20 protein-coding genes are annotated in these 21,091 nt (G+C 41.8%); 1 reads left to right on the top strand and 19 read right to left on the bottom strand.

Going from position 1 to position 21,091, the window contains the following annotated elements:
• The first annotated feature begins 207 nt into the window (after nt 1-207).
• Nucleotides 208-600 carry a hypothetical protein gene (locus ABNS04_RS10225; RefSeq protein ID WP_272977954.1) on the top strand — a complete coding sequence of 131 codons (393 nt, stop codon included), beginning with the start codon at nt 208-210 and terminating at the stop codon, nt 598-600.
• Between the two features lie 179 nt (nt 601-779).
• Here ABNS04_RS10225 and ABNS04_RS10220 read toward each other — a convergent pair whose 3' ends face one another.
• The 19 genes from ABNS04_RS10220 to ABNS04_RS10130 all read right to left on the bottom strand — a co-directional run bounded on the left by ABNS04_RS10220 (nt 780) and on the right by ABNS04_RS10130 (nt 20,953).
• Nucleotides 780-1,436 (bottom strand): hypothetical protein, encoded by a 657-nt coding sequence (locus tag ABNS04_RS10220; protein WP_006954988.1) that lies wholly within the window; start codon nt 1,434-1,436, stop codon nt 780-782.
• 14 nt (nt 1,437-1,450) lie between these two features.
• Complete coding sequence (locus ABNS04_RS10215; RefSeq protein ID WP_272977953.1) at nt 1,451-1,705, bottom strand: hypothetical protein; 255 nt, start codon at nt 1,703-1,705, stop codon at nt 1,451-1,453.
• 29 nt (nt 1,706-1,734) lie between these two features.
• Nucleotides 1,735-2,910: a DegT/DnrJ/EryC1/StrS aminotransferase family protein gene (locus tag ABNS04_RS10210; RefSeq protein WP_272977952.1), complete on the bottom strand. Its 1,176-nt coding sequence runs from the start codon at nt 2,908-2,910 to the stop codon at nt 1,735-1,737.
• Between the two features lie 20 nt (nt 2,911-2,930).
• The gene (locus ABNS04_RS10205) at nt 2,931-3,572 is read right to left on the bottom strand and encodes a sugar transferase (protein ID WP_348671434.1); all 642 of its coding nucleotides are present in this window, start codon (nt 3,570-3,572) and stop codon (nt 2,931-2,933) included.
• A gap of 10 nt (nt 3,573-3,582) precedes the next feature.
• Nucleotides 3,583-4,812: a polysaccharide pyruvyl transferase family protein gene (locus ABNS04_RS10200; RefSeq protein WP_348671432.1), complete on the bottom strand. Its 1,230-nt coding sequence runs from the start codon at nt 4,810-4,812 to the stop codon at nt 3,583-3,585.
• Entirely contained in the window at nt 4,809-5,486 is a 678-nt protein-coding gene (locus ABNS04_RS10195) for an HAD-IA family hydrolase (RefSeq protein WP_348671431.1), read from the bottom strand. The genes ABNS04_RS10200 and ABNS04_RS10195 overlap by 4 nt, the downstream gene beginning before the upstream one ends.
• Complete coding sequence (locus ABNS04_RS10190) at nt 5,473-6,471, bottom strand: ATP-grasp domain-containing protein (RefSeq protein WP_348671430.1); 999 nt, start codon at nt 6,469-6,471, stop codon at nt 5,473-5,475. The genes ABNS04_RS10195 and ABNS04_RS10190 overlap by 14 nt, the downstream gene beginning before the upstream one ends.
• Before the next feature lie 12 nt (nt 6,472-6,483).
• Nucleotides 6,484-7,593, bottom strand: coding sequence for a glycosyltransferase (locus ABNS04_RS10185; RefSeq protein WP_348671429.1), 1,110 nt, complete (start codon nt 7,591-7,593; stop codon nt 6,484-6,486).
• A 62-nt stretch (nt 7,594-7,655) separates the two neighbouring features.
• Nucleotides 7,656-8,810, bottom strand: coding sequence for a UDP-N-acetylglucosamine 2-epimerase (non-hydrolyzing) (wecB, locus tag ABNS04_RS10180; RefSeq protein ID WP_348671428.1), 1,155 nt, complete (start codon nt 8,808-8,810; stop codon nt 7,656-7,658).
• A gap of 21 nt (nt 8,811-8,831) precedes the next feature.
• On the bottom strand, nt 8,832-9,965 hold the full coding sequence (locus ABNS04_RS10175) for an NAD-dependent epimerase/dehydratase family protein (protein WP_348671426.1): 1,134 nt from the start codon (nt 9,963-9,965) through the stop codon (nt 8,832-8,834).
• Between the two features lie 15 nt (nt 9,966-9,980).
• Nucleotides 9,981-11,015 (bottom strand): polysaccharide biosynthesis protein, encoded by a 1,035-nt coding sequence (locus ABNS04_RS10170; RefSeq protein ID WP_348671425.1) that lies wholly within the window; start codon nt 11,013-11,015, stop codon nt 9,981-9,983.
• Nucleotides 11,008-12,171 (bottom strand): glycosyltransferase, encoded by a 1,164-nt coding sequence (locus ABNS04_RS10165; protein ID WP_348671424.1) that lies wholly within the window; start codon nt 12,169-12,171, stop codon nt 11,008-11,010. The genes ABNS04_RS10170 and ABNS04_RS10165 overlap by 8 nt, the downstream gene beginning before the upstream one ends.
• A gap of 35 nt (nt 12,172-12,206) precedes the next feature.
• Nucleotides 12,207-13,466: an O-antigen ligase family protein gene (locus ABNS04_RS10160; RefSeq protein WP_348671423.1), complete on the bottom strand. Its 1,260-nt coding sequence runs from the start codon at nt 13,464-13,466 to the stop codon at nt 12,207-12,209.
• 10 nt (nt 13,467-13,476) lie between these two features.
• On the bottom strand, nt 13,477-14,754 hold the full coding sequence (locus tag ABNS04_RS10155) for an oligosaccharide flippase family protein (RefSeq protein ID WP_348671422.1): 1,278 nt from the start codon (nt 14,752-14,754) through the stop codon (nt 13,477-13,479).
• A 38-nt stretch (nt 14,755-14,792) separates the two neighbouring features.
• Nucleotides 14,793-15,884 (bottom strand): DegT/DnrJ/EryC1/StrS aminotransferase family protein, encoded by a 1,092-nt coding sequence (locus ABNS04_RS10150; protein WP_348671421.1) that lies wholly within the window; start codon nt 15,882-15,884, stop codon nt 14,793-14,795.
• 2 nt (nt 15,885-15,886) lie between these two features.
• Nucleotides 15,887-16,468: an acyltransferase gene (locus tag ABNS04_RS10145; RefSeq protein ID WP_348671420.1), complete on the bottom strand. Its 582-nt coding sequence runs from the start codon at nt 16,466-16,468 to the stop codon at nt 15,887-15,889.
• 1 nt (nt 16,469) lies between these two features.
• Nucleotides 16,470-17,423, bottom strand: a complete 954-nt coding sequence (locus tag ABNS04_RS10140) for a Gfo/Idh/MocA family oxidoreductase (RefSeq protein WP_348671419.1) — start codon at nt 17,421-17,423, stop codon at nt 16,470-16,472.
• A complete protein-coding gene (locus ABNS04_RS10135) occupies nt 17,423-18,727 on the bottom strand; it encodes a nucleotide sugar dehydrogenase (protein ID WP_348671418.1) in 1,305 nt (434 codons plus the stop codon). Before ABNS04_RS10135 ends, ABNS04_RS10140 begins: the two co-directional genes overlap by 1 nt.
• Nucleotides 18,728-18,769: 42 nt before the next feature.
• Nucleotides 18,770-20,953 carry a polysaccharide biosynthesis tyrosine autokinase gene (locus ABNS04_RS10130; protein WP_348671417.1) on the bottom strand — a complete coding sequence of 728 codons (2,184 nt, stop codon included), beginning with the start codon at nt 20,951-20,953 and terminating at the stop codon, nt 18,770-18,772.
• Between the last annotated feature and the right edge of the window lie 138 nt (nt 20,954-21,091).

Raw genomic sequence — 21,091 nt, 5'->3', positions numbered from 1 at the left:
ACGAAAGGCCGAATACGGCCATTGGCGGTATTCCGCCCAAATATTTAACGCAAGCTGTTCACTAATTCTACGAATAACTGCTGCTTAAAATGGGGGGATTACAACCCCAAGACACAACCGCTCGATTCTTTTTTATTAGCGATAGAGGCAGGTGACTGGCAAGAAGCCAAAAAAGCACTCACAGACCAACAATTGCAAGGCTTACACTTGTTTCGTACCAAAGCCGGTTGCATCAAGTGTCATAACGGACCGCTACTGTCGGACCAACGCTTTCATAATACCGGGTTGCACTATTTTGGAAGGAAATTTGAAGATCTCGGACGCTACGAGATCACAGGTAAGAATAAAGACATGGGTGCGTTCAGAACCCCCTCACTGCGTCATTTAATGGCAACCAAACCCTGGATGCACAATGGCTTGTTTACCCAACTCGAAGGCATTATACGGATGTACGAGCACGGCGGCGCACGACCCCGTCGACCAGCAACACTCCCCGCAGAGCAATACTACCCAACCACCACGCAGTTGCTCACACCCTTTGATCTCACACCCGCCGAACGGCAAGCACTACTGGCATTTATCAAAGCCTATAAACAGTGACATCGTCCTACATCACGATACGACGAACACCTAAAGACTTATGACCTACGATGGCCTTTAATAAAGATGCTTCAACACGGTGTTCAAGGATGAACGTTGAAGCCTTTAGCCCCTCTGCAAACTTTCATAATCCATGGCTGGGACTCTCGCAGAGGGGCTCTTTTTTAGTTGGGAGATAGCTACGACTGTTCTTCTTTAGTCATCGTGCCTGGGGCGGGGAGAAGTCCAATAAAACGAGCGAGGCTGAGTAGCGTCATAAACAGACCTATCATCGCTTGAGCAATGACGATGGTATACGCCAAGACGCCTGAGGGAGAGATGTTCTCAACACCGAAGCTTGTCATCACAACAAATGACGTATACACCGCACCCAGTACACTATCGGCGGTGCCTTCGACTAAAAAGCTAAACAGCTGTCCAAAGAACACATACTGTGCTGCAAACCAAAAGATAATCTCAAAATAATTTTGGATGAGCAGAATAATCAACCGACGATAGCTCAACACCTCATAGGGTTGGCTCCGGTTGGGCTGTCGAAACTGATCAAACAGCAATACATTGACTTGGTACACCACAACTTCAAATACGCGCACTAAGCCGTACAAGCTTATCGCCCATCCGACCCACGCATAAGGGATATACAGCACACCGGGGATAGCTAGAATGGACAAGAACAGATGACCCAGCGCCCACCCCTCAACAAATATATGCTGTTGGTGTTTACTTAAAAAGCGATTAACCACTTTACGGACAACAAAAAACACCGACAACTTCGACAGAAAACGGAAAATCACTTCCCAAAACTGAACGATAAATGTGGCGTTTTGTTGAGACATAATCAAAAAGCCCGTTAAGCGTGCTTACGCATCGCACCCACACCAATAAAGCTGGCATAAGAGACAGAATCGACCACATCGGATATAGCGTGCTCTTGCGCGAGCGATAACGACGGTGCTTCGCGCTCAAAACACACCTCAATGTGCTCTTCGTCAATGATACAAATTAACGCATCGTGACAAGTGGTGTGGTACAGATGCTGTACCACACGCTTAGGATCATCGACTCCCGCAAGACTAAAGGTGAGGGAGAATTCGTAGGTTTGCATTAAGTAATTAGTGTCTGAGACACTCTCCTTTACTGTTGCGCTTCAGCAAGTACTTGCTTAACTACTTCAACCGTTTTACTAATTTCAGAATCTTTAAGCGTAGGATGCACTAAAAACATCAAAGACGTTTCACCCAGCTCTTTTGCAACAGAAAGAGATTGTTCTGGACGCCAGCCAGTGTTGTCGAAAGCTTTTTCTAGGTAGACTTCAGAGCATGATCCCTGAAAGCAGGGTACCCCTCTCTCGACTATCTCTGACACGATACGATCTCGTGTCCAACCGTCTTTGAGCTTTTCTGGTCTAATAAAGCAGTAATGTTTATAGCATGCATGTGCCATGTAACTGGGTACTTCCGGCGTGCGGATAAGTTCAAATTCAGAACACGCGTCAGTGATAGCTTGTGTGTTGCGTTGACGAGCTTCTGTCCATGCGGGCATTCTTTGAAGTTGGATACGACCAATCACCGCTTGCATTTCTGTCATACGCCAGTTGGTTCCAAAACTCTCGTGTAACCAACGAAACCCAGGCGGGTGTTCCCGTTCGTATACAGCTTCGTAACTTTTGCCGTGATCTTTAAATGACCACATTTTGCGCCATAGAGCTTCGTCGTTCGTAGTTACCATGCCGCCTTCACCGCCCGTCGTCATAATCTTATCTTGGCAAAACGACCACGCACCAATGTGACCAATACTTCCTACCGATCGACCTTTATATTGCGCTCCATGAGCCTGTGCGCAGTCCTCGATAACATAAAGATTGTGCTTTTCAGCGAGCGCCATAATGGCATCCATTTCTGCTGGACGGCCTGCTAAATGAACAACAATGATAGCTTTGGTTTTTGAAGTAATGACGGGCTCAATGGTATGAGCCTCGATGTTTTGCGATTCAATATCGACATCTGCAAATACTGGCTTAGCGCCCGCATTAACAACCGTTGATATTGAAGCAATAAAGGTACGAGGCGTCACGATAACTTCATCATCATTACCTACGCCAAGCGCATTCAAAGCAAGATCGAGCGCTAGTGTGCCGTTAGCTAGTGCAACAGCAAACTTAGAGTCTGCATAAGTAGCAAACTCCTTTTCAAACTCTCGGCAATGTGTACCTGTCCAGTAATTGACTTTATTGGACAACAACACATCACGAACGGCATTGGCCTCTTCTTCAGAGAATGATGGCCATGGCCCAAAATTAGTACTCAGCATTGATTAAGCTCTCTTAAACTCTACTTTTTCTTTCGACTAACGTTTTCACGCCAATTAGATGAGTCATGACGACTCAACTCGTCATGTTCAACGAACTCTGTCTCTTGACCACTTAGAACTACTTTTACCGTTTTGAAAATAATCTTCATATCAAGAAAAAACGAAATATTTTTAACATAATAAACGTCTAGCTCGATTTTTCTCTTCCAAGAAATATTGTTCCTGCCGTTCACCTGTGCCCATCCTGTAACACCGGGTCTTACAGATAACCTCTGTTCCTCGAAACCACCGTATTTTTCAACTTGATACTCAAGAGTAGGTCTAGGACCAATGAACGACATCTCTCCCTTAAGTATATTTAATAATTGAGGTGTTTCATCTAAGCTTGTTTTCCGTAAAAATGCTCCAACCTTAGTAACCCTACTATAGTTATCTAATTCATTCCCGCTATCATCATAACTGTCTTCCAAACGAAGCATTGTTCTAAATTTATAAATATTGAAAGACTCGCGATTACGTCCAACACGCTCCTGTCGGAAAATAGGTGCCCCTTTAGACTCAATGATGATCAAAATCGACACCAAAACAAATACCGGCATCAACAGAATAATTAGGGTCGCCGAGCCCACTAAATCAATTAGCCTTTTAATTCGTAGATACAAATCCTTCTCCCTACTCAATGAAGTTAGACAAAAGCTGTTCCCGGGCTTTCTGGGCCGCTTTTAAATTAACTTCTAGTTCTTCATCAAACAAACTACTTTGCCTTTCAAGTACATCACACAGTAAGCCAGTCGTGGCTAATTCGAATATGTCTACATAATCGTCATACATAAAGAGATTTGGTGAGCAACGCCGACCTACTGACTGCTCAAGGAAGCCATAATTTTTATTAAAATAATACGCTTTGTCGCCCAACACACTTCTGAGAACGGAGAGAACAGGAGTCTTAGCTTGCACAGAAAATACAAGTCCATGATAGCGGCTAGTAATAAGGAACTTAGCTTGTTCTATTACCGTAAACGCATTTGCAATTGGAAGGAAGCCACTTGACTCGATATCAACTAGATAAGCCTCTTCAAACCAGCTCTTCAAAAGCTTTGCCTGCTCTACGCCTCCAAGCCCCAGATGAAAGGGCAGTAAAACGATTTTTAATCCTAGCTCGTCCCTTACATACTTGAAAAAGTTAATAAATAATGTCTTATTTTGATTCAGATATTCGATAGTATAATAAGTCTCAAACACCATATATTGTGCATTGGGCAATGGAATTGTTGTTTCCTTACCCAGCAACTTGGTATTTATTGGAAACAAATCGTCAGGCCCAGTTATAAGCGATTTTGGCGTAACACCAAGTAAGTTGCACCACGCTGGTGACAAATAGTCATCGCGACAACTAAGTGTAAAATTTTTCAAAAGTGCGAAAAAGCTCCTAAAAAAAGGAATGTCTTCATCATCGAATGGTCCAATGCCATTTCCACTAAAAGTAATGGGGATGTTATTTACTGACGCAATAATAATAGGAGCTATAATTTTACATAAACGCTCCCTTCTGTGCTCCTTAAACCAAAGACTATTGAAGTAACCTCCTCCGTTAACCAAAAGCCTTTTGGTACTTTTTAAAGCATCCAAAATCTCGTCATAATTAGTAATAGCTGAAATGACATGAAGGGGTAAAGATCGAGAATTAATTTTGGATATTTTAATTGAATCAACCTCTACTGGACATACATTTATCTCATGGTCTGGGAAATAATCATTGAGAAGTTTGGTTGAGAATTTCTCGTCATAACTAAATACATATGCTTGATGAAAATCGATATCTATAAGATTGTTTATCAACATCGCATAATCACCCAAGTTAATGTCCGAAAATGGACCGCAAACCGCTATATTTTTTATCATTTTAAATTCAACTCTTTATTGATCAGTGAGATTAAGTCACTCATTTTAGAAATCCAGAACTTAGGTAATTGTGCGGAGTTTAGTTCGTTGAGATTAAATTGATGTATATTCTTGGTAGACCCTTCAATCCCTACAGTTAACCAGTTCAAGTCATTTCCAGCTATAAAATCCTTTTTAGGATTGTCACCCAAGTAAATATATCTTTCTGAATGAAAGTCTTTTTCAACTTGTATAAACCTCTTCCTTCCTGGCTTATCTTCGCCAAAAGACTCCGATATATATGATTTAAATGATTCAAGACCTAGCGCTTTAATCTTGAGATTTTGTGTTGACAATCTACCGTCAGTTAAGATACACACGTTTGCGCCTTTGGCTACTAAAAGGTCAATTGTACGGCTTACTTCATCAGTCAGACAGATATTCGGAAGATGAAGCCTATAGAGCCAAAGCAAAGACTCTAGCCAAATATCATCTAACTCATAGTGCTTTATAAGGTATGAAATTGGATTAGGTGTATTTAATGCACTGCTAGCAACTGAGTTGTCACGGTTCTTGTTTAAATAGTCTTGTAGCCACGAAGTTACATATTTTATACCAGAACAGACGTAGTCCGCTTCAAAATATAAAGTATCATCCAAGTCAAAAACAACTGTGATATCTTTATATACTTGCATTTTTGACAATCACCTTCGCATCATATCGCAACATTAATGTGTTATCTTGCCAATCTTCATACCAAGGTAATTCCTCATCCAAAAGATATTCCCTAATAAGAAAGTCAGCATAATCGGCACCTGAAGCAACTGATAATGGGTACCCCCCGCCGAACCTCGGGTTTACTTCTAGTCCAACCACCTTTTTAGAGACAGGATCACCAAACACTTGGACTGTAACACAACCAACAGCACCCCAAATGGAATTCACGTTTTTTTGAAGAAGTTCGTAAACGAAATTCTTGCGAGTTATACCTTTTGAAACCTCACCAGCTCTTGTAGCAATTCGTTCACGAGGAATTATGCATTTTATACTAGAGTTTCTATCAAAGTACATATCAACAGTATACTCTGAATAATTTTCAGGAATGAGTTCCATAAACATATTCTGAGGATTATTCTTCACCTCTTCAGTTAATTCAGACTCATCTTGAATTTTAAAGGCGCCGATACTACTTGAGCCGTTATAAGGCTTACAAAAGCACGGATAGCTTATTTCTTCCCTATCGAAAATCTTAGGGTATTTAATCCCCATTTCCTTAAACAAAACTCCTGAAAGACGCTTGTCTCGACATTTTTCTACAAAACTTAAACTAGATATGATAGGTGTAACACCGGCCGACTCCAATTGGCTTGTGTTTTTTGCTAAAACCAACAGCTCGTTATCATTTGTCGGAACTACAAGACTCACTTTCTCCGCATTACAAAGTTGAATAAGCTCTGAGATGAAACTTACTTCATTAGAATGAGGCAAACTAAATGCTGCGTCTGCTATATAACAAGCTGATGATAGCTTCGGATTCATATCAGCAGCTAGAATCCTGCAGTCAAACCTATCTTTATATTTAACAGCAGCATTCTTGAAAGATTCAATTAGTTCGACTCGTCTGCCAGCTGATAAAATTAGAATATTTTTGTTCCCGCTGCTGTGGACCCTATCTATCATTTTAAACTCCTTTTAGCATCTCTGTTTATGAGCAGAAAAAATATCTCGAAGCTCACTTAAAAAGCTCTCAATTGTCTGAGGCTTTACGCTAACTTTTTCACCAGAAACTAGACTTTCGACTTGACCAGTTTTTTCAATCGAAAAGAAAGCTTCTACTAGAGCAGATTTTGACGGGTCGACACTTACACCCACGCCTTTGGATTCGACCCATTTAGATACAGAACTATGTTTACTAGAAACAGCAAGAATTCTGCACCCAGCAGCGAGATATGATGATGACTTACTAGGAAATGCATACTTAGTCACCTCATCTAGAATTGGTAGTAGTGCCCAGCGATGCTCTGCAACTAGCTGGTTAGCCTCTGACGGTTTTACATATCCGTGATATGTTACCTTTTCATACTCATCCGCTAATTGCTTAATTTTTGACGAATAAATGCCACCACCTGCGAATGTAAAGCTCAACTCTCCCCCTTGATCTAGGTAACCTCTAATTGCGTCAATTAGAATGGGGATTTGTTGTACGCGACCTGCATTTCCGCAAAATATAAAATCCTTTGTTTTTGGCTTACTCTGTAAATCTGTGTCAACCTCAAACCCTGGATTGTCCAACAAAGATATAGCTGACTCAGTCCGTGATACCTTCTTCACATATTCTGCCATCTCATCCGAGAGTGTGATTATTCGTTTTGCATTTCGCAATGTAATATTATCTATACCGCGTAACAGCCTAAATAACATACGGTTTATCGGCGAAACTATATTTACTATCTCTGGATGAATGTCTTGCAAATGATAGGTATAACTAGACCGCCAAATAAGACAATAAAGAAACACCGTAAAAGGTACAATCACTGGTGGATTAGTCGAGACATAGACGTGTTTCGGTCTACTACGAACTAAAGACAAAAAAACAAAGGGTGCAAAAGATACTGCATCTAGTATTCTTCGGACGAGACTGCTAGACGAGTTAGTGCGACTTTTTGACGCATAAAAAGTCACACCTGTACCTCTATCACTTTTTTTTAGCTCACTTATTAAATCAACTTTAGTTTGTGTTATTACACAAGCTTTTCCGCTTTCAGCAACAAACTCCGCTAATCTAAGTTTAGCTTCGCCCAAGATCTCACTCTCGGGCCAAAAACTTCGGTTAATTATTGCTAGATCGTGCTTTTTATTAAACATTACCAATCATACCGACTGAAACTATCCATATTTTTCCAGTGAGGAGTTAGTTTGGCCGTACCTGTGATAAGACGCACTACCCGCTCCGATGTGTTTCTGATTTTATACTCTTCAGGAATTTCGCGTTGTGCTCCCGAAAAAATTTCGCGGTTTGCTGTTGCGATCTCAACACCCGCAAGTAATGTGTCAACGTCGAGTCCGGTGAGGGCTATCGCGCCGGTATCAAGAGCCTCTGGTCTTTCTATAGAACGACGCATAGTAACAGCTGGAAAGTTTAAAATTGAAGACTCTTCGCTGATAGTTCCGCTATCGGAAATAGCACAAAATGCTTCTTTCTGCAGCTTGTTATAGTCGAAAAATCCGAAGGGCTTTAAAAATTGTATTCCATCATTGTTGTCCGCTAAACCAAGCTTTTCTAGCCGGTTGCGAGTCCTGGGATGGGTTGAAACAACCACGGGATAGCCATACTGTTGATGCAGCGCCTTCAGAGCATCCACAACTTTTCGTAGGTTCTCTTTGCTATCAACGTTCTCTTCACGATGTACGCTGACAATAAAAAACTCTTTCGGCTTCAGCCCAATTTTATCAAGAACTGTTGAACTTTCGATTTGTGGCTCAACATGTTCAAGAACTTCACGCATTGGCGAACCCGTTAAATATATATACCGGTGAGAAAGCCCTTCACTAATAAGGTGACGTCGAGCATGCTCAGTGTACACTAAGTTAAAGTCGGCTAAATGATCAACTAACTTGCGATTGATTTCCTCCGGCACATTTGCATCGAAGCTACGATTTCCTGCTTCCATGTGATAGGTCGGCACTTTCATACGCTTCGCCATCATTGTCGCGACTGCGCTGTTTGTATCGCCCAGCACTAATACCGCGTCAGGCTTTTCCTCAAGAATGACCTGTTCAGTTTTTATGAGGATTTCGCCAAGGCTCTTTCCAAGACTTGAAGTATCAACATTTAAAAAGTGATCGGGTTGACGTACGCCAAGTTCTTCGAAAAATACATCGTTGAGTTCATAGTCATAGTTTTGACCTGTATGAACGATCTTATGATCTACAACGTGGTCAAGCGCTGCCATCACACGCGACAAACGAATAATCTCTGGGCGTGTTCCCAGAATTGTCATCACTTTCAGCTTTTCCATTTGGATTATCTCTTAAATCAATTAATCGGTCAGCTTTACTGGCGCTGCATAGGTATCAGGAGCTTCACGGTCAAAAATTTCATTTGCCCACAGCATGACAACCATTTCTCCGTCACCAATATTAGTAATATCATGACTCCAGCCAGGCGCAGTCTCAACAATTTCTGGAGTATCACCATCTGTTACAAGCTCGTAAAACTCATTGGTAATCATGTGTCGGAAACAAAAGCGAGCTCTGCCCTTTATCACTAAAAATTTTTCATTTTTGGTATGATGGTAGTGACCGCCGCGCGTAATACCAGGATGGGCTGTAAAGAACGAAAACTGACCGGAGTCTTTTGTTTTCAACATCTCAACGAAAACGCCCCGCTCATCCCCGTATTTAGGTACTTTGTAAGAGAAGTTGTCTGTTGAAAGGTAGCTAACATAAGTTGAATATAGCTTGCGAATAAAACCATCACCAACTCGTGGAGAAATGAGAGTGTCTCTACTTTTTTTAAATTCGTGTAGCAGCTTAGCTACTTCACCAACTGTTTCCCTATATACCGGCGCTACTTCGCCAAAGTTTACGGTTCTCTGCTCGCTATTGCTAGCTAGTTCCTTAGCAACTTTTATGAACTCTTCGCAGACGTCGTCAACATAGACCAAAGAAACTTCGGCGCTTTCATCATTTATTTGGATCGGAAGATCATTGCATATGTTGTAACAAAACGTGGCTACCATTGAGTTGTAATTCGGCCGACACCATTTTCCAAATACATTAGCTAAGCGGTAAATCTTAACAGCGACATCATTCTCTTCACCGTACGAAACCACAGCATCTTCCGCTAAACGCTTACTGGTACCGTAGGGGTTGTCTCTTTGCGCCTGGATAGATGAGCTGTAAATGACGGGTATCTTTCTATCTTGCTGAGATAAAACGCTCAACAAAGATTGGGTAAAGTCAGAGTTACCTTTGGCAAACTCATCATTAGATTCCGGACGATTAACACCGGCAAGATGAACAACGCAGTCAACGCCTGCCAAAAGAGAAGGGAGTTCATCAAGAGAATTAGACCGCGTGTATTTTATGATTTCAACACCATTGATCTCATTTAGATGGGTAGTAAGGTTTTGACCGACAAAACCATTTGCGCCTGTAATTAACACTCTCATATAAAACCTACTCGCTTAGCCAACCGGATTAACGTACTCACCTTTTTCAAAGGCTCGCATAAACTCGAGTTTCAACAACAATTTTTTCATTCCCTCGACATCCAGCCGATCTGTATTGTGCGAATTATAATCCTCGACCTTTTCAATACGAGAGTCACCCTGCTCTACATATTTCGAATAATTTAGATCGCGTAAATCAGGAGGCACGCGGTAATATTCGCCCATATCTTCAGCACAAACCATTTCCTCGCGAGATAGAAGCGCCTCATACAGTTTTTCTCCGTGACGAGTACCCAAAACTTGCAATGGATGGTCGTCCATTTTGCCTAACGATAGTACCGCTTTTGCAAGCGTTTCAATCGTTGCTGCCGGAGCCTTCTGCACAAAAATATCGCCGTTTGTCCCATGTTCGAATGCATACAGAACCAAATCGACAGCATCGTCTAGTGTCATCATGAAGCGAGTCATATTCGGATCGGTAATAGTGATTGGTTTTCCTGCCCGTATTTGGTCGACAAATAATGGAATTACAGATCCACGGGATGCCATCACATTGCCGTAGCGAGTCCCACAAATTACTGTTTGATTCTCGTCAACGTTGCGTGACTTGGCGACCATGACCTTTTCCATCATCGCCTTGGATATCCCCATGGCATTAATCGGATATACAGCCTTGTCAGTGCTGAGACATACAACCCGCTTTACGTTATTCTGAATTGCCGCCTCGAGAACATTTTCAGTACCCAAAACATTAGTTTTAACTGCTTCCATGGGGTGAAATTCACACGACGGAACCTGCTTTAAAGCAGCCGCATGATAAACGTAGTCGACACCCCGCGTCGCGTTCAACACACTTTGGTAATCCCTTACATCGCCAATATAGAATTTTAGTTTAGGATTGCTATATGCCTTACGCATATCATCCTGCTTCTTCTCATCACGACTGAAAATACGAATTTCGGAAATATCTGTGTCTAAGAACCGACGCAAGACTGCATTACCAAATGAACCGGTTCCACCAGTGATGAGAAGAACTTTACTTTTAAACATTACTTTCACCATTTGAAACTAAGGACTCCGCCAAGATACGATAATCCAAATGCAATTTAGAAAATCTATAAACTTTAGAACGCATTTGCTCTAAAAGTGATTGATTTGCGTTTATATCTAGAATTGTTTCATACAAATCTTCGCGACTTGACACTAACCAACCGAAATCTTTAGTGTAAAAGTCATGGCCATAAATACGCTCCAAAATCGGAATACAAGAACAACACAAAGCCATTTGCATGGTTGCTGATTGGGAGCCGGGCTGCAAATAAATATCGGCAGCGCAAAGGACCTCACAAAGACGTTCAGGAGAAGTCCAGCCCAAAAATATAATTCTTTCATTTCTATTGATAATAGGCATCGCCTCATCGGAAATCTCATCAGCAATTGAACCGCAGATAACTAAGTAGCAATTACTCGAATCAATTTCATCGAAAACGAAAAGCGAATCAAGAAGTCTTTTTGATTTATTTTGCTTACCTGACTGAATAAAAAGAACCGCGTCATCAGGAATATTTAGTTGTAGCCTTATCCTCTTCCTTCTTTCTTCGACTAGAGTTGTATCAACCGGATGGCCACCCAGCGGCAAGAAAGAAAGCTTTGATTGTTCTAGTCCGTAAAAATCTCTAGCAAAAATTTCTGTCAAAGGAGAAATATAAAATACTTTATCAATGTCATTTACGACTATCCTAACAATTGTTCTATAAAAGCAATAATGAAGTAGCCATTTCGAGAATAAACTTTTTGCGCTGTTGATAAAGTCACTATGGGTATCGACAAAAAACTTAATGTGTTGATTACGTCTTTTGTACCGTGCTACTACTAATAATTCAGCAGCACACATACCGTGAAACATGATAACGTCCGGCTTAAAATCATCTAGGATTTTATAAACGCCTTTGTACAATCTTATTTTCCTAGTCAACCGTTTAAAAAGAAAATTAACATATGGAACCCTTATTAATCTATATCCGCTGTCAGTGATTTCATCTGATTCTTTGACGTATGATAGTTGTCCATTTTCTTGGACTTCCTCGGTAGAGGCTATAACGAGAACATCGTGACCAGACTTTAAATTTTCATTGACCAACTGATTTTCCTGATATGCTCTATTTGAAGTAAAAAAGTTAGAGAGACATAAATGTGCTATTTTCATAATATTTTTGTTACTTAATAATTTGTGAACGTTTACTAGCTCTCTTTACTCAAGGAATAAACTAGAAAGCCGGAAAAGAAGAAAGTTGCCATATGCATATAGGAGCCACTAAAAAGAGTTAGCGTTAATGGGTAGAGTAGTATTGAGGAAGCCCAAACGACAGGCGTGCACCAGTTCTTAATAATTCTTAAAACGATATAAAAAAAGAGGATAATTGACAAAAAAAGGCCAACAACACCAAATTGCAACCAAATTTCCAAAAAAATATTATGCGCATGTAGAGATTTATCTCGAACTCCGAAAGGTCCATAGCCAAGAACGGGCGAGTCACCTATAAACTGGAGCGCTAAACTATAAACTGTGTCACGACCAGAACTACCAGATTCTAAGTCAATTTTTCCGTCAGGAGATATAAACTGCGTTGCTCTCTCGAACCCCGCATTTATATAATTTGAATCGCCAAACACAACTATAAACATAACTATGACAATACACAAAAAGAGTACTTTCACAAGTGTTCCCGACAATCCACCATTCTCCAGCGATGATTGTTGCTTAAAAGATGCGTAAATATTAAACACTAGAAACATTACGAGCAAAAGAAAGGCTCCTCGACCACCACCTAAAACACAAGAAAAAAGAGTAAAAACAAGTAGCGGAATACTGATAATTTTAAACAGTTTTGATTCAAGGAGTCGAAACCTAAAGCCCTTATTAGACAATAAATTATTATATGTCAAAAGCATTCCAAAAGAGAATGCAGAATAGTACGAGAGCGACTGATAACTGGCTCCACCAATATTTTTTACAAGTTCTCCAGATAAAGTTGGAAGAGCAGAATAAAAAGTTACTCCTATTGCTATTAAAATTACGAATAATTCAAAAGCCTTAACGGTTTGTATGACGATATTGCACTTAAGTACTATGGTGGCGGCAAAAAAACCTGGAAGACCCAGGACAATAAAAAGCTCAAAAAATCTAGTACTTAATTCTGTATCCGCACCGTCCAGAATAACCCATAAAAAATGTAGGGAAATAATACCCAAAAGCGAAGTTAAAGCTATTGACTCACGCTTTCCAACACCATATACAATACTAGCTCCAATATAAATTAAAAATATAGCGGCAGCCATAAAAATAGTGAAGTATATGTATAATCCACTAGATTCGGACCCTTCATAATTAATCCCCATAATCCCCATTGAACTGAAGAACAACGGCTGGATTAAGACGCAAACGGAGCAAAAGGCGGCTAAAATAAAGCTCATAAACGTCTTTTCACTTTCTATTTTCACTTTAGCGGCCCTAATTGCTTAATTTCGCTTTTGAATGAAATGAATAAACTATTATCAAATAATAAATCACATATGAAACGGATAACCCTACGGTAAGCATATTTATAAACTCTATGATATTAGAGCCTATGTCATTAGCTAAATAGTAGCTTGTTAGAACAACCGCCAACGATACAACATCGTATATTAGCTTTAATTCTTGTCTATTTAATAAGGATAGTGCTCGACTCAAGCTGCTTACAACCAGTACCATAAACATCCAAGGAGAAATGTGAACAATAATTTTTCCCATTCCTTGCCAACTCGAACCAAATATTAAGTTTACAAGAGGTTCGGCAAATAGCAGAGTTATCAAAAGAATGAAAAGACCAATACCACTTAGATATAAACTAAGCCTATAAAACAAACGCTTACCTCTAATAAGTTCCTTTTGCCGAATTAGACCGGATAACTCCTGCTGAAATACGTCGCCAATAGCTTTACCAAGTTGAGAAATTGGGATTGCACATAAAAGCCTGGCCATTGCAAACAAACCTGCCGCTTCGGCGCCATATAGCGATCCAATCATAGGAACGGGTAAAGTGGTCGCTAATTGATTTAAAGCTGTCGAAGGCGTCTCATATAGAGCGAACTTCTTGTGCTTTACAGCAATTGCCTTCATTCGCTTTCGATTCCATCTCGTGCTAACTAACCTAGTGAATTGCATTACACGACTTCGAGAGGTCCACCACGCAAAAATGCAACTTGCCAACTCGGCAATAAATAAACCAATTACAGTTGGCGATACAAACCCGCTTAATATTTTAAGTGAAACGTTACTTAATGATTTAGATATCAGCGAAATATTTACGGCACGCCAGTTAGCCAAACGAACCAACCAAGCACGATAAAGCACAAATAGGCCGAAAAAAAATAGGGATATGGTCGAAAAATAAGTACTCCAGCTAGGAACTACTTGAAACCCAAGTGTTTCATAATCAATTAAGAGCTTTAAAATAGGAAATGTAAAAGCAGATGTAACAAGACAACAAATCATTCCTACACGAAATATATGAATGCTTTCACTTTTTGTTTTCGCAAGAAAGAGAGCATTCTCGTATCGCCAGGTCACAACAGCTATCCAAAAGTTAAAGAAGGATAAATATACTGATAAGATACCTATCTGCTCTGGCAAATAAAGCCTTGCAATAATTGGAATTGAAATTGCCAGTATTAGTTGCGAAACTGCCGTACCGCTTGCTATTTTGAAAACGCTATTAAAGAATTTATTTTTTAATAAAGAACTCATAAAGTGGTGTGACGTCATTCGTTTTTAAACATTTTAAATTAATTAGTTTTGATATTTAAAATTGTATCACACAAAAAATTAAGTTCTCTGTCATTTAAATAACAGTTGATTGGTATACTCACAACTGTCTCCGATGCTTCGTCGCCAATCCTAAGAGTTTCTGAAGTTCTTTCTAATGCTGGTTGCTTATTTAGTGGGCACGGATAATGAACTGTAGATGGAATTCCAAACTCCATCAGCTTATTCATAAAGTTCTCTCTTGAAGAAACACGAATTGTATATTGGGCCCAAGCCGAAACGTTGTGCGACGCAACCCTAGGTAAAATCAAATCTTGATTATCTTTTAATCGCTCATTATATAGTTTAGCTATTTCATTACGTGAATTAATTTCTTTATCTAAAATAGTCAGTTTTTCAAGCAATATTGCTGCCTGAATCGTATCCAAACGACTATTTACACCGATACGAACATGATGATAGCGACGATCTTGACCGTGACGCGCTATTTGGCGCATGATTTTGGCGAGTTCTTCATCGTTAGTAAATATCGCCCCACCATCGCCATAGCATCCAAGCGGCTTACTCGGAAAGAAGCTGGTGCAAGCGATAGTACTTAAGTTACAAGATTTCTTTCCTTTATATGTCGCCCCAAAACTTTGCGCTGCGTCTTCAATAACGGGGATATTATACTTATTGGCTATCTCGTTGATTCGGTCAAAGTCAGCAGGTTGACCGTAGAGCGATACCGGTATAATTGCTTTAGTCTTATCGGTGATAGCTGCTTCCAGAAGGCTCGGGTCTAGGTTATACGTATGCGGATCAATATCTACGTAAACCGGTTTTGCGCCCAATAGAGCCACTGTTTCAGCAGTTGCTATATAAGTAAAACCTGGCGTAATAACTTCATCACCGGGTCCTATGCCTAGAGCCATCTGAGCAATTTGTAAGGCGTCAGTGCCATTAGCAACCGTAATGCAATATTTAGCACCTGTATATGTAGCAAGTTTTTCCTCAAGCTCGTCAACCTCAGGACCCAGTATATATTTTCCATGTTCTAATACGCGAGCAATACCCTCATCAATTTTATCTTTTATACGAGCTTGTTGCGCTGCTAAATCAATAAATTGCATACTCAGGAATCCTTTTTGACTACTGCATTACCGTTCAAAATATAAGTTGCACCGGTGTGGGAGCATTTCGCTTCTCCCGTTCCAGAAAGCGGCAGACTAAGTTGTTCTCCGTACTCCGACATCCAACCAATTTGCTTTGCTGGCACTCCCACCATTAAGGCATAAGGTGGGACATCCTTATTAACCACGGCTCCCGCGCCAATAAAGGCGTATTCTCCGATTGTGATGCCGCAGACAATCGTACAATTTGCGCCTAGCGAAGCGCCTTTACGCACGTAGGTATCTTTGTACTCATCTTTGCGCTCGATAAGCGAACGAGGATTGTAGACATTGGTGAACACCATGCTTGGACCACAAAATACGCCCTCATCAAGAAATACGTTGTCATAGACTGAGACATTGTTTTGAACTTTGCAATTATCACCAATCACTACACGATTGCCGACGAAAACATTTTGTCCTAGAGATACGCCAGCGCCTATCTTTGCGCCACTACAAACGTGTACAAAATGCCAAACGCGTGAGTTTGCACCAATTATGGCACCGTCGTCGACTATTGCAGAATCATGTTTATAGTAATCCATATCAGTTCCCATTGAGTGCTGAAAGCATTGGATGCGCTTCGTTTTCTTCGGCTGGTTGCGGAAGCTGAGTGCGGATGTGTTCAACTGTTTCAACACAATGGCGGGCGTCTTCTATACCGTAGCCACGTCCAGCTAGAATCTCTTGATAGCTGACTGTGTGTAGATCCGTAAAGCCACCACTAAACTCCAGCTCGTCACCGTCGCAATTTATTGTTCTAAATGTCGTTTGCTTTCCGGCGACCGAATCAGGCAAATCATCTGCATCAACAGATAAAAACCAACGCACTCGAGCCTTTTCGTATTCGAGGTAACCCGATGCCTTCATATCGTCGGAATAATGCAACACATTCCTTTCCAGACGCCCGAAAATAAAGTGCAACATGTCAAAAAAGTGAACGCCGATATTAGTTGCTACACCAAATGACTTTCGAGGATCTCCTTTCCAACTCGTGTGATACCAACGGCCACGCGATGTTATGTAAGTCAATTCCACTTCGTGCTTGTTATCAGAACTCGTTGTCGCCACCTTATCTTTAAGCTCTAAAATAGCCTGGTGGTGTCTTAGTTGTAGGATATTGTAGACTTTACGACCTGTTTCCTCTTCAACCTTTTTCAACTCATCAAGATCTTGGGAGTTTGGAACGAGCGGCTTTTCACAAATCACATCACATCCTAAGCGCAAACCCGCTGCTATTTGTGATGCGTGCATATAGTTAGGTGTACAAATCGATACGTAGTCTAACGCCTTTTTTGCATCTCGCTTCAGTTGCCAGGCATACTGATAGAAATGTTCAAAGTCAGTAAAAAATTGGCTATCGGGTGAAATGCTATCAATGATGCCTACCGAATCATTAATATCATAAGCTACACTCAGGTGGTTACCCGTTTCCTTTATTGCTTTCATATGACGCGGTGCGATATATCCAGCCGCACCGACCAGTGCAAAATTTTTCATTACGCTTTAATAACCTTTCCGTTTCTGTGACGATAACGACCACGAGTGTCTATGATGAGTTTTGAGTTGGTATAAATCGCGTCGTAGTCAAATTTCTCATGATCAGTTGCTAAAATCACTGCATCATATTCTTCGAGATTAGATGCACTTAATTCGACACTGCTTAAATCAAAGTTGTGTTCACGCATTTTCGGAAATTTAGGCACATGTGGATCACTGTATTGAACTTCCGCGCCTTTATCTCTCAACAACTCCATTATTTCTACAGAGGGCGATTCGCGCATGTCATCTACATTTTTTTTGTAGGCAATCCCAAGCACAAGTATACGACTTCCGTTTAGGGATTTTTGATGTTGATTCAAGCCATCCATAAGCTTACTAACCACGTACTCAGGCATCGCTCGATTCACCTCACCGGACAACTCAATAAATCGCGTGTTGAGTCCATACTCTCGAGCTTTCCATGTCAAATAAAATGGATCGATTGGTATACAGTGCCCTCCCAAACCAGGGCCTGGATAATAAGCGGTAAAACCGAAAGGCTTGGTCGCTGCAGCATCGATCACCTCGAAAATATCAATCCCCATCCGATCAGCAACGACTTTCATTTCGTTGACTAAACCGATATTCACCGCTCGATGAATATTCTCCAGTAGCTTGGTGAGTTCAGCCGCTTTTGTCGAGCTTACAGGCACTACTTTGTCGATTGCATGCTTATAAAGTGCTTCACCGACCTCTAAGCAGGCAGCGCTATAGCCACCGACGACCTTGGGAATGGTTTGTGTATTAAAGTGTGCATTACCGGGGTCTTCACGCTCTGGCGAGTAGACTAAGAAAAGGTCTTCACCTACCGTAAGCCCGTTTTCTTCCAACCTTGGTTTAATCAGCTCATCTGTGGTCCCAGGATATGTGGTACTTTCTAATGAAACCACTTGTCCGGCTCTGACATGCGGCTTAAGCATGTCTGTGGTGCCTTCGACAAACGACATATCGGGCTCTCGATACTTGTTAAGTGGTGTTGGCACGCAAAGAATTAAGGCATCGCACTCAGCAGCGCGACTAAAGTCCGTAGTAGCCTCAAAGCCGTTGGCATTCGCCTCTTTTACCCAGTCATCTCTAATATGCTCTATAGCCGAATGGCCTTTGTTTAACTCATCCACCTTTAATTGGTCTATATCAAAACCCACTACCGAATAGCCAATTTGACTGTAGCGAATAAAAAGAGGCTGACCGACATATCCTAGTCCCACAATGCCTATTTTCGCCGATTTATTTACGAGCTTTTCAACTAAAGCCAGATTCATTCGAAACTCCATCTTTTAATTTTTCTATTCACTACAAGCAAGCTATTCATCAGAATTTTTGTAACTGTAACCATAACCATAACCGTAGCTGTAATAGCTACTTGCCTTGCGCTCGACCTTATTGAGTATGGTGCCTTTAATCGTGACACCGTTCTGGTCAAACCGGCTTATGGTTGCCTCCACTTCTTTAACGGGGTTCTGAGCAAAGCCGGTTACTAATAGGTTTGTACCCGTGTAGCGACCAACAATGGCGGCATCGGTGACCGCCAGTATTGGTGGCGTATCACAGAGTACATAGTCATACTGGGCACTCAGTTCGTCGAGTAGGTTTTTAAACCGCTCGTGCATGAGCAACTCCGACGGGTTCGGCGGTGCCGTGCCACGGTTAATGGCATCCAGCCCCTCTACCTCGGTGCCTTTAATAAGCTGCTCGGTAGTGATTTCACCGGCTAAATAGTCGGACAGACCGTTTTCATTACCTGAGTGTAATAGTGCATGGAGATACCCGCGACGTAAGTCGACATCGACCACCACCACTTTTTTACCGGACTGTGCTAATACCACGGCGAGATTCGCGGTAATAAATGATTTACCCACCCCGGGGCTCGGGCCTGAGATCATTAAAATATTGTTCTTCGCCTCAAGCATGGCAAAGTGCAAACTAGTGCGTAAGCCGCGTAAGGCTTCAACCGCTAAATCAGTCGGCTCAGCCACTGCCAGTAATGGCACATAGCTGGGCACCGATTTACTGCTTCGGCCTTTACGTTGTTTGGCAATTTGCTCTTCAAGTTTCAGCTGCACATCCGACTTAGGCACGCTGGCATAGACATTAATGCCCACTTCTTCGAGCTGTTCGGCGTTCTCTACCCCACGGTTAAATAGCGCTTGAACAAATACAAAACCAACCGAAAGCATCCCGCCCAAGAAAGTAGCGATAATTATGACCAAAGGCTTTTTCGGTGCAACGGGTTCAGGCTGCACGACCGCCTCATCCAGTATCCGAACATTGCCTACCGTGCCTGCTTTCATGACATTCAGTTCTTGCATGCGGTTGAGCAACTGCAGGTAAATTTGTTGATTCACCTCAACATCGCGAGTTAAGCGCAGTACCTCTTGTTGGGTCTCAGGTAGCTCATTAATTTGTTCGGTGAGCGCCTTTTTTTCGTTTTGTAGTCGTTCTTTTTGCTCTAGCAGCGCTTGGTATTGAGGATGTTGCTCGGTGTATAAGCGGGCGAGTTCTGCCTCTTTAAAGCTGAGCTCGTTGAGGCGCTTCTCATACTCGATCACCTGCTCGAGCATGCCCTTGGTCTCTAGGCTTAAATCGACTGACTCATTACTTAGGCGGTATTGGTTGAGTTTTTCTTCCGCCGCAGTCAATTCTGCTTTAAGCTCTGGCAGTTGCTCTTGCACAAAGTCCAAGCTCTTTTGCGCCTCGGCGGCGTTGCGGCGAATATTTTGCAACATATACTCGTTAGTAATGGCATCTAACACCTGCGTCGCTTGCTCGCCATCATGATAGGTGATGCTTGCCGTTAAAATACCCGTTTTTTTGCCCTTTTCTCCAACTGAAAGGCGGGCATTCCAGTTGTTAATCGCCTGCAAACGGCTAAGCTTGGTTAAATCAAAGGTTTGCGTATTACTTGTTTGCGCGCGCGCAAGCTCAAGCTGCCAGTCGCCTTGCTCGGCAAGTTCACCTATTTTACCTTTTAGTACCACCTCATCATCAAAGGTGAGCTCATAACGGTTGGCATCGAGTAATGTCAGCCGTGTGCCTTTACCTACCGCATATTGTGGCACCTTAAAGGTATTAATAGTGAGCTCATCGTTGCCCTCACTGCGGCGGGCTAAAAACTCGCCCACAATCGGCATGTAGTCCGGTTGGCTGACGGTGGTTAAGTCGAGCTGATCCACTACAGCGCCAATGACCATGCGCGAGGTCATAATCTGTATCTCGGTGTCGGCTTCGCTCTCCTGCGAGAACATGTCGGCCATTTCGCCTGACAGCGCCGGCATGCCCGAGGACTTTTTCTCTACTTGCAGCAGTGCATCGGCTTTATATATTGGCGTCGCTAGCAAGGCATACGCCACGCCGCCCAACATAAATAAAAACGTAATACCAATGATTAACCATTTGGCATCTAACAGCACACCGATTAGTCGACGTAGATCAATCTCATCTTCGTTATTGTTATGTGATGTATTAGAAGGTGGATTACGCTCACTCATTCAACTGTCCTACCGCGGGTTAATTTAACTTTTGAGTCCAGCTTGCGCTGGCTTGCTTGAGTTCATTAAAGACTTGCTGATGGCTTTCTAAGCTCTTTTTATAGGGGTCGGCAATATCTTTACCGGTGCCGCCCTCTG

The organism is uncultured Idiomarina sp., assembly GCF_964010655.1.
GTDB lineage: Bacteria > Pseudomonadota > Gammaproteobacteria > Enterobacterales > Alteromonadaceae > Idiomarina > Idiomarina baltica.
The sequence above is the reverse complement of the archived record's forward strand: the minus strand, read 5'-3'. Positions and strand labels throughout refer to the sequence as shown.

Excerpts from the sequence above, each read along its gene's own strand:
- wecB (WP_348671428.1), bottom strand. The coding sequence starts at position 8,810 with ATGGAAAAGCTGAAAGTGATGACAATTCTGGGAACACGCCCAGAGATT.
- ABNS04_RS10165 (WP_348671424.1), bottom strand. The coding sequence starts at position 12,171 with ATGAAAATAGCACATTTATGTCTCTCTAACTTTTTTACTTCAAATAGA.
- ABNS04_RS10175 (WP_348671426.1), bottom strand. The coding sequence starts at position 9,965 with ATGAGAGTGTTAATTACAGGCGCAAATGGTTTTGTCGGTCAAAACCTT.
- ABNS04_RS10130 (WP_348671417.1), bottom strand. The coding sequence starts at position 20,953 with ATGAGTGAGCGTAATCCACCTTCTAATACATCACATAACAATAACGAA.
- ABNS04_RS10140 (WP_348671419.1), bottom strand. The coding sequence starts at position 17,423 with ATGAAAAATTTTGCACTGGTCGGTGCGGCTGGATATATCGCACCGCGT.
- ABNS04_RS10150 (WP_348671421.1), bottom strand. The coding sequence starts at position 15,884 with ATGCAATTTATTGATTTAGCAGCGCAACAAGCTCGTATAAAAGATAAA.
- ABNS04_RS10155 (WP_348671422.1), bottom strand. The coding sequence starts at position 14,754 with ATGAGTTCTTTATTAAAAAATAAATTCTTTAATAGCGTTTTCAAAATA.
- ABNS04_RS10220 (WP_006954988.1), bottom strand. The coding sequence starts at position 1,436 with ATGTCTCAACAAAACGCCACATTTATCGTTCAGTTTTGGGAAGTGATT.
- ABNS04_RS10145 (WP_348671420.1), bottom strand. The coding sequence starts at position 16,468 with ATGGATTACTATAAACATGATTCTGCAATAGTCGACGACGGTGCCATA.
- ABNS04_RS10210 (WP_272977952.1), bottom strand. The coding sequence starts at position 2,910 with ATGCTGAGTACTAATTTTGGGCCATGGCCATCATTCTCTGAAGAAGAG.
- ABNS04_RS10195 (WP_348671431.1), bottom strand. The coding sequence starts at position 5,486 with ATGCAAGTATATAAAGATATCACAGTTGTTTTTGACTTGGATGATACT.
- ABNS04_RS10170 (WP_348671425.1), bottom strand. The coding sequence starts at position 11,015 with ATGTTTAAAAGTAAAGTTCTTCTCATCACTGGTGGAACCGGTTCATTT.
- ABNS04_RS10200 (WP_348671432.1), bottom strand. The coding sequence starts at position 4,812 with ATGATAAAAAATATAGCGGTTTGCGGTCCATTTTCGGACATTAACTTG.
- ABNS04_RS10190 (WP_348671430.1), bottom strand. The coding sequence starts at position 6,471 with ATGATAGATAGGGTCCACAGCAGCGGGAACAAAAATATTCTAATTTTA.
- ABNS04_RS10135 (WP_348671418.1), bottom strand. The coding sequence starts at position 18,727 with ATGAATCTGGCTTTAGTTGAAAAGCTCGTAAATAAATCGGCGAAAATA.
- ABNS04_RS10215 (WP_272977953.1), bottom strand. The coding sequence starts at position 1,705 with ATGCAAACCTACGAATTCTCCCTCACCTTTAGTCTTGCGGGAGTCGAT.